Genomic DNA, 7762 nt, shown 5'->3' on the forward strand with positions numbered 1-7762 from the left:
GCGGTCTACGCGCCGATCGTCGGCGAATACGCTCATCCCGATTACCGTCCGGTCCCCGAGGACTATCCGCGTGGGCCTACACCGGGCCTGCGAGCCTACGGCGCCTCGAAGATCCTCAGCGAGGAAGCCGGCCAGGTCTACGCCGACCGATACGGTGTCGAGTTCGTCGCGCTGCGCTTCGGCCTCATCTACGGTCCCGGAAAGAAGGCCCGCCACGGCCCGATCGGGCTGCACAGCCGGATCATCGAGAACGCCATGCTCGGCGAGCCCACCACCGTCACCTTCGGCGGCGATCAGGGCGACGACATGATGTACACCAAGGATGTCGCCCAGGCAGTGGCGAAAGCATGCACCGCGCAACCGAATTCGTGGGTATACAACATCGGCACCGGCCGACCGGCGACACTGCACGACTTCGCCACGGCCGTCCGCACCCGGTTCCCGCAGGCGGCGATCGACATCGGACCCGGATTCGAGTTCCTCGGCATCGGACCGGTCCACTGCGTCATGGATATCAGCCGCGCCGAACAGGACCTGGGTTACGCGCCGGAGTACGACCTCGAGGCCGGGGTCGCCGACTACGTCGACTCGTTGGACAAGCTCGGCCTGAAACCGCAGGCGCATTCGACTGAAAGTTCTTGGTGAGCAGTGAGAATAGCGCGATTCCGCACCGACGAGGGTGTCGAAGCAAACGGTGTCGTCGACGGTGACGATGTCGTGGAACTGAGCGGAGGTCCGTTCACTGCGATACGGCACCGGCTCGGCGACATCACACTGCTGCCGCCGATCGGCACCCACGCCAAGATCATCTGTGTCGGATTCAACTACGCACCCCACGCCCGGGAAACGGGCGCGGAACTTCCCACGAAGCCGACCCTGTTCACGCGGTTCCCCGACAGCGTCGTCGGGCACGGCGCCCCCATCCTCCACCCTGCCGACAGCGACGGTTTCGACTGGGAAGGGGAGGTTGCGGTCGTCATCGGACGCCCGGCGCGGCGCGTGCCGCCGCACCGGGCACTCGACTACGTCACCGGATTCACCTGCTTCGCCGACAACAGTGTCCGCGAGTGGCAGCAACACTCCACCCAGGCGACCGCCGGGAAGAACTGGCCCGCCACCGGCTCGTGCGGGCCGTGGCTGGTCACCCCCGACGAGGTCGGCGACGGCAGTGACCTGAAGATCCGCACCCTGGTCAACGGCACCGTGGTCCAGGAAGACACGACCGCCAACCTGACATTCCCCGTCGCCGAGCTCATCGCCTACGTCAGCACCTTCACGCCGCTCTCACCGGGTGACGTGATCGCCACCGGCACACCGGCCGGTATCGGGCACCGAAAGAGCCCACCGCACTACCTCGCCGCCGGTGACATCGTCGAGGTCGAGGTCACCGGTATCGGCACCCTCCGCAACCAGGTTGTCGAGGAGCCCGCGCCATGACCGCGTCATTGTCGGAAGCCCAGGTCGCCGAGCTGGCCTCGCTCGCCGAGGTCATCGACGCCGTCTGCGCCGCAGTCGAACGTGAAACGACCGGGCAGGCCGCCAACATAGCCAAAACGATGACCACGTGGGAGCCATCGAGCAGTGGTCATGCCCTGGGCGCGCTCGACACCGCCGATGGACTGCTGGCCTTCAAGACGTGGGTCAACACACCCGCCGGCGCAAGTGCGGTGCTCACCTTGTTCGACACCACGACCGGACAGGTTCTGGCCACGATGTCGGCCGGGGCATTGGGAGCGATGCGCACCGCGGCGATCACCGGACTGGCCACTCGCTTGATGGCCGACGTCGAGGCGGACGACCTCGCCATACTCGGCAGCGGACGGCAGGCTCTGCGGCAGGTCGAAGCGGTCAACCTGGTTCGCCCGCTGCGGAGGGTGCGGGTCTGGAGTCCGAATCCCGAGCGGCGAGCCGCGTTCGCTCGCGCGGTCGAGGACACCTTGGGCATCAAGACTCTCAGCGCGGATTCCCTCGATCAGGCCACCCGTGACGCACCGATCGTCACCACGATCACCCGTGCGCGTGAACCGTTCCTGCGGCGCGAACATCTCTGCCGGGGCGCCCATCTCAATGCGGTGGGCGCGATCCTGCCGGCCAACGCCGAGTTCGATCCGAGCCTGCTGGCCGACGCTGAGCTGATCGCCGTGGACAACCTGGACAGCGCCCGTCACGCGTCACGCGAACTGAGGGAGTTCTGCGGAGATGACTTCTCGGCAGTGCGAACGCTCGGTGAGCTGGCCTCCGGGACAGCCCGACGGCCACGGTGCCCGTCGCTGACGGTGTTCAAAGGGCTGGGAATGGGGTTGTCGGACCTGGCCGCCGCCACGGTCGTCGCCCGCCGAATCGGCCTGGAGAGGAGTGCCACCCCATGAAATTCCGCAGCGATCCTCGCACCATCACAGGGTCGATCGCGCCGCTGGTGACCCCGTTCACCGACGACGGCGATCTGGACCTGGACTCGTTGCGCGCCCTGGTGCGCTGGCAGCTCGACAGCGGCTCCCACGGCATCTCACTCGGCGGATCCACCGGCGAACCGTCGGCACAAACCATCGCCGAGCGCATTACCGCCATCACAGCCGCCGCCGGCGAGATCGCCGACAGCGTGCCCTTCATGCCGGGAACCGGGGCGGCGACCCTGGACGCGACGATGGAACTCACCGCCGCGGCCCGAGACGTGGGAGCTGACGCCGCGCTGATCATCACCCCGTACTACGCGCGACCAACCCAAGAAGCGCTCTACCGGTGGTACTCCACCATCGCCAAGGAGTTCCCGGACCTGCCGATCGTCATCTACAACGTGCCCTCGCGCACCGCAGTCGACATCGCGCCCGAGACCGTGGCACGGTTGTTCCGCGACATCGACAACGTGGTGGGAATCAAGGAAACCACCCACGATTTCGCACACTTCTCCCGCGTGCTGCACCAGGCCGGAACCGAGTTGCTTGTCTGGTCGGGCATCGAACTTCTCGGGCTCCCCCTGCTCGCCCTCGGCGGGCGCGGCTTCATCAGCGCTGTGACCAACCTCGCCCCGACCGCGGTCGCCCGCATGTATGAGGCATGGACAAGCGGAGACCACGACACCGCACGTCAGCTGCACTACGCCCTGCATCCCCTGGTGGATTTGCTCTTCGTCGAAACCAATCCCGCTCCCGCGAAATGGGTGCTGCACCAATACGGCCGCATCTCCTCGCCCACGGTGCGGCCACCGCTGATCACCCCTACCGAAGAAGGGCTCACCCGGATCCAGGCACTGCTCGACAGCAGCCAGGAACTGATGAACTGAACGCGAGAAAGGACCCACCATGCTGGCGACGTCGCCATGCGTGGTGCCCCACGCACCCCGAACACTAACCCCCTCCGAATTCCCGCTGCCGCCATCAAGTTCCGACGACGGCTTGCTCGAAATCGAGATTGCCGAAATCTGCCACGCCGATTACGACGCGGTACGGCGCGCTTTGACGGTGATCACCCCCGAGTGGTCGTCGAGCCAGCCATGACCTGTGACTCCCGCCACGCAGACGGCCCTCGGGCTCGGTGCCGCCGCAGACTGCCGTGCCCAACAGCTCAGACCCGGAGGTTTCGATAATGGAGGTCGTCGTCACCGGCAAGTACCCCGCTGCCGCCGATGTCGCCGTTCTCGAGCTCGCCGACCCCACCGGGGCTCAGCTGCCGCCGTGGACGCCCGGCGCGCATATCGAGGTCGAGGCCGCTCCCGGGTTGTCACGCTGCTACTCGCTCACCGACGGCGACGACCGGATGTGGCGCATCGCCGTACTTCATGACCGAAACGGGCGCGGCGGTTCGAGCTACATCCACCGACACCTGACCCCGGGCACAACTGTGACCGTCAGCCGACCGCGCAACAACTTCCCGCTGCAGGCCGCTGACCGTTACCTGTTCGTCGTCGGCGGCATTGGCATCACCCCGATACTGCCGATGATCCGGCACGCTCATCAGCACGGTGCCGACTGGAGGCTGCTTTACGGCGGACGCCGTCGCACTTCGATGGCCTTCCTCGACGAACTCAGCGCCTATGGTGACCGCGTACACATCCATCCCGAGGACGAACACGGCCTGCTGCCGCTGGACCGTACCTTCTCCGACTTGCCGGCCGGGACCCTGGTGTACTGCTGCGGCCCCGAGCCGCTACTGAACGCGGTAGGCCGCCACGCCACAGGCTGGCCACCGGGGACCTTGCACATCGAACGGTTCTGTAGCGCCCCACCCGCGGGAGGCGCCACGTTCGACATCCACTTGGCCCGCGCCAACTTGACCCTGACCGTGCCACCCGACCGATCCGTCCTCGACGTGGTCGAACAGGCCGGTATCACTGTGCTGTCCTCATGCAGAACGGGCACCTGCGGTACGTGCGAAACCACGGTTCTCGGTGGCCTCGTCGACCACCGCGACACCGTACTCACCGACGACGAACGCCGTGAGAGCACAACCATGATGATCTGCTGCTCGCGGTCGCTGACCACGCTGCTCACTCTCGATCTCTAAGGAGACCAACGATGTCCACCGACACCCACTCGTGGCTGCACAGCCTGACACCAGACGAGCTCGATCGCGACGCCGACACGATATTCGCCAGGCTGCGTAGTGAGCAACCCGTTGCATGGATTCCTCTGCTCAATGCCTGGGTCGCCACCAGCTGGCAGCACTGTCAACAGATCGCCCAGGACGCCGAGAACTTCCACGGTGGCACCAGCCCTGGCCACGACCGCCTTTTCGGTCAACCCAACGTCCTCGGCGCTGAAGGCGACACCCACCGACGGCTGCGATCGGTCATCGACCCGCCGCTGCGTCCACGCGCGTTCCGGCAGATCCTCGAGACCAGCCTTCGGACCGTTGCGCGGACCCAGCTGGACACCCTCGATGGACGGGATCACGCCGAACTCATCGCCGAGTACTTCGAACCGGTCAGCGTCCGATGCGTCGCCGACCGATTCGGATTCACCGACGTCCCAACCGATCAACTCTTGCGGTGGTTCCACGACCTGGCCTACAGCGCCGCACACGGCGTCGCCGATCCGAACGCTTTCGGGCCAGGGGACGCCGCCAAGGCCGACATACGCACGACCGTAACCGCCATGGTGGAACGGTTGGCCGTCACACCGGACGAGTCCGCGATATCGCACTGGATGCACGACGGTATGCCCGCAGGCCGGCCCCGCGACATCGAGAGTCTCTTCCCCTCATTGCTCATCATTCTGCTCGGCGGGCTACAGGAACCCGGACACGCCTGCGGCTCCACTTTCCTCGGCCTGACCACTCGGCCCGAGCAACTCCGGCGCGTCACCGCCGATCCATCACTGCTGCCGAAAGCCATCGCGGAAGGTCTGCGCTGGATGTCACCGCTGTTCAGCGGTGCTGCGCGTGTCTCGGTCAGCGACATCGAAGTCGCCGGCGCTCCCATCAAGCGCGGCGACACCGTCTGGCTGTCATACGGCTCAGCCAACCGGGACGACGCCGAATTCGACTCGCCCCTCGAGTTCGACCTCGACCGACCCACCCACCCACACCTGGCGTTCGGCACCGGACGCCACGCCTGCTCCGGCAGCGCATTCGCCCCACAGATCGCCCGCATCGCCCTCGAGGAGCTGTTCGCGACCTACCCCGGCATCACCCTCGACCCTGACCATCCAGTCGAGGTACGCGGATGGATGTTCCGCGGCGCGCAACAGCTCCGCGTCCGACTTCTCCGCGAACACTAGGAACACCCACCTATGCACAGCACCATGCAGAACGTCGGACTACAGATTCGGCGGCTCCTCGACCACGGCGCCACCGTCCACGGGGGCAGCCAGATCATCACCGCCGACCCCGCGCGCGACCAGCCGGCCCGCGTCGACTTCGCTGACATCGCCGTCAATGCCGCCCGGCTCGCGAACGCGCTCCGCGCACTCGGAGTTCGCAGCGGCGACCGAGTCGCCACCTTCATGTGGAACAACCAGCAACACGTCGAAGCCTACTTCGCGGTCCCAGCGATGGGCGCGGTCCTGCACCCGCTCAACATTCGCCTCACCGGCGATCAGATCGCCTACATCGTCGACCATGCCAAGGACAAGGTCGTCATCGTCGACCACAGCCTCGTCGACGCTTTCGCCGCGATCCTGCCCGAGCTGACCACCATTGAATGTGTCATCGTCAACGGCACCCACGACATCACGCCCCTGGACGTCCCCGGCGTGCCCGTTCACCACTACGACGCACTGCTCGACGGGCAGCCGGTCGCCTATTCCTGGCCTGACGTCGACGAAACAAGCCCTGCCGCAGTGTGCTACACCTCCGGCACCACGGGCCGACCTAAGGGTGTCGTCTACAGCCATCGCTCGATCTATCTCCACGCGCTGGCCAGCTCCCTACCCGATGCATTCGACCTCTCCGCGCGAGACACCGTCCTCGCTGTCGTACCCCAGTTCCACGTCCTGGCATGGGGGTTGCCTTACAGCGCGTTCCTCACCGGCGCCAGCCTCGCGATGCCCGACCGCCACCTCGGTCCCGAACCCCTCGCGCGATTCATCACCGCCGCCAAAGCGACGAAGGGCGCGGCTGTGCCCACCGTGTGGACCGGGCTGCTGCATCATCTCGACCGGCACCCACCCCGCGAACCACTGCCGTTGCGGGAGGCCATCGTCGGCGGATCCGCGATGCCAGCCTCCCTGCTCGACGGGTTCGCCCAGCGTCACAACATCACCATGGTGCAAGGCTGGGGTATGACCGAGATGTCACCATTGGGCACCGTATCCCGGCCGCCGGCCCACACCAGTGGGGACGAAGCCACGCGCTACCGCCTCACACAGGGCAGGCTGTTGGGACCGGTCGAAGCCAAACTCATCGATGACGCCGGTCGCGAATTGCCATGGGACGACACGACTGTCGGTGAACTCCTCGTCAAAGGCCCGTGGGTCACCGCCACCTACCACGGCGACACCGAACCGGACCCAGAGAAGTTCCTCGACGGCTGGCTGCGCACCGGCGACGTCGGCCGCCTCAGCAGCGACGGCTACCTCACCCTCACCGACCGCGCAAAGGACATCATCAAATCCGGCGGTGAATGGATCTCGTCGGTCGAACTGGAAGGACTGCTCGCCGGGCACCCCGCCGTCGCCGAAGCCGCTGTCATCGGCGTCCCCGATGACAAATGGGGCGAACGCCCCCTGGCCGTAGTCGTCCTCACCGCCGGGCACACCGCCACCCCCGCCGAACTACGCGGCTACCTCGCCGACCACGTCGCTCGCTGGCAGGTACCCGAACAATGGGCATATATCGACGAAGTACCGAAAACCTCCGTCGGCAAGTTCGACAAGAAGGTCCTGCGCGCCCAGCACGCCGCCGGGCACCTCACAGTCGAACATCTCCACCCGACCAACACCTGACTCAGGCGACCCAGCCAAGCATCCACCACCCGCGCGCAGCACCCCACAAGGGTCCTCATGCTCATCACCGAAACGCCAGCGCCCGGAACCCTACTCGGTTGGCGCGTATTCGTGTATCAGCCCACCGAGACGGTCACTTCCGCTGACCTTGACATCGCCCTCGACAGGATCGGGGAGGGCTTCATAACGGAGCGGCCTGGCTCAGGGAGCGACGCGAGCGATGCTCATGGAAATGGGTCTCGTAGGCAGCAAGCACCCGCTCCGCCATCATGGCTGCCTTGGGAGCGGGGCGCGGCCTCCGGCAGGGAGAGAAGCCCAGGACCTTGCGGCTGATCCTCACCAGCCGCGAATTCAAGGCGTTGAACCGCAGCTACATCAACGAG

At 66.2% G+C, this 7762-nt stretch carries 8 protein-coding genes; all 8 read left to right on the plus strand.

Annotated features, from left to right (window positions below; all coding sequences use genetic code 11):
• A partial coding sequence (locus DAT37_RS12550; RefSeq protein ID WP_157978463.1) for an NAD-dependent epimerase/dehydratase family protein occupies positions 1–645 on the plus strand: 645 nt, incomplete at its 5' end.
• Positions 646–648: 3 nt separating this feature from the next.
• Complete coding sequence (locus DAT37_RS12555; protein WP_109524939.1) at positions 649–1437, plus strand: fumarylacetoacetate hydrolase family protein; 789 nt, start codon at positions 649–651, stop codon at positions 1435–1437.
• Positions 1434–2369 carry an ornithine cyclodeaminase family protein gene (locus DAT37_RS12560; protein ID WP_109524940.1) on the plus strand — a complete coding sequence of 312 codons (936 nt, stop codon included), beginning with the start codon at positions 1434–1436 and terminating at the stop codon, positions 2367–2369. Before DAT37_RS12555 ends, DAT37_RS12560 begins: the two co-directional genes overlap by 4 nt.
• The gene (gene dapA, locus DAT37_RS12565) at positions 2366–3280 is read left to right on the plus strand and encodes a 4-hydroxy-tetrahydrodipicolinate synthase (protein WP_109524941.1); all 915 of its coding nucleotides are present in this window, start codon (positions 2366–2368) and stop codon (positions 3278–3280) included. Before DAT37_RS12560 ends, dapA begins: the two co-directional genes overlap by 4 nt.
• A 19-nt stretch (positions 3281–3299) precedes the next feature.
• Positions 3300–3494, plus strand: coding sequence for a hypothetical protein (locus DAT37_RS44080; protein WP_157978464.1), 195 nt, complete (start codon positions 3300–3302; stop codon positions 3492–3494).
• 88 nt (positions 3495–3582) lie between these two features.
• Positions 3583–4500 (plus strand): PDR/VanB family oxidoreductase, encoded by a 918-nt coding sequence (locus tag DAT37_RS12570; protein WP_109524942.1) that lies wholly within the window; start codon positions 3583–3585, stop codon positions 4498–4500.
• 11 nt (positions 4501–4511) lie between these two features.
• Positions 4512–5714 (plus strand): cytochrome P450, encoded by a 1203-nt coding sequence (locus DAT37_RS12575; protein ID WP_109524943.1) that lies wholly within the window; start codon positions 4512–4514, stop codon positions 5712–5714.
• Between the two features lie 12 nt (positions 5715–5726).
• Positions 5727–7379 (plus strand): long-chain fatty acid--CoA ligase, encoded by a 1653-nt coding sequence (locus DAT37_RS12580; protein WP_109524944.1) that lies wholly within the window; start codon positions 5727–5729, stop codon positions 7377–7379.
• The last annotated feature ends 383 nt before the right edge of the window (positions 7380–7762 follow it).

Origin of the sequence: Nocardia aurea (assembly GCF_003123685.1) — a bacterium.
In the GTDB taxonomy this organism is placed as follows: domain Bacteria; phylum Actinomycetota; class Actinomycetes; order Mycobacteriales; family Mycobacteriaceae; genus Nocardia; species Nocardia aurea.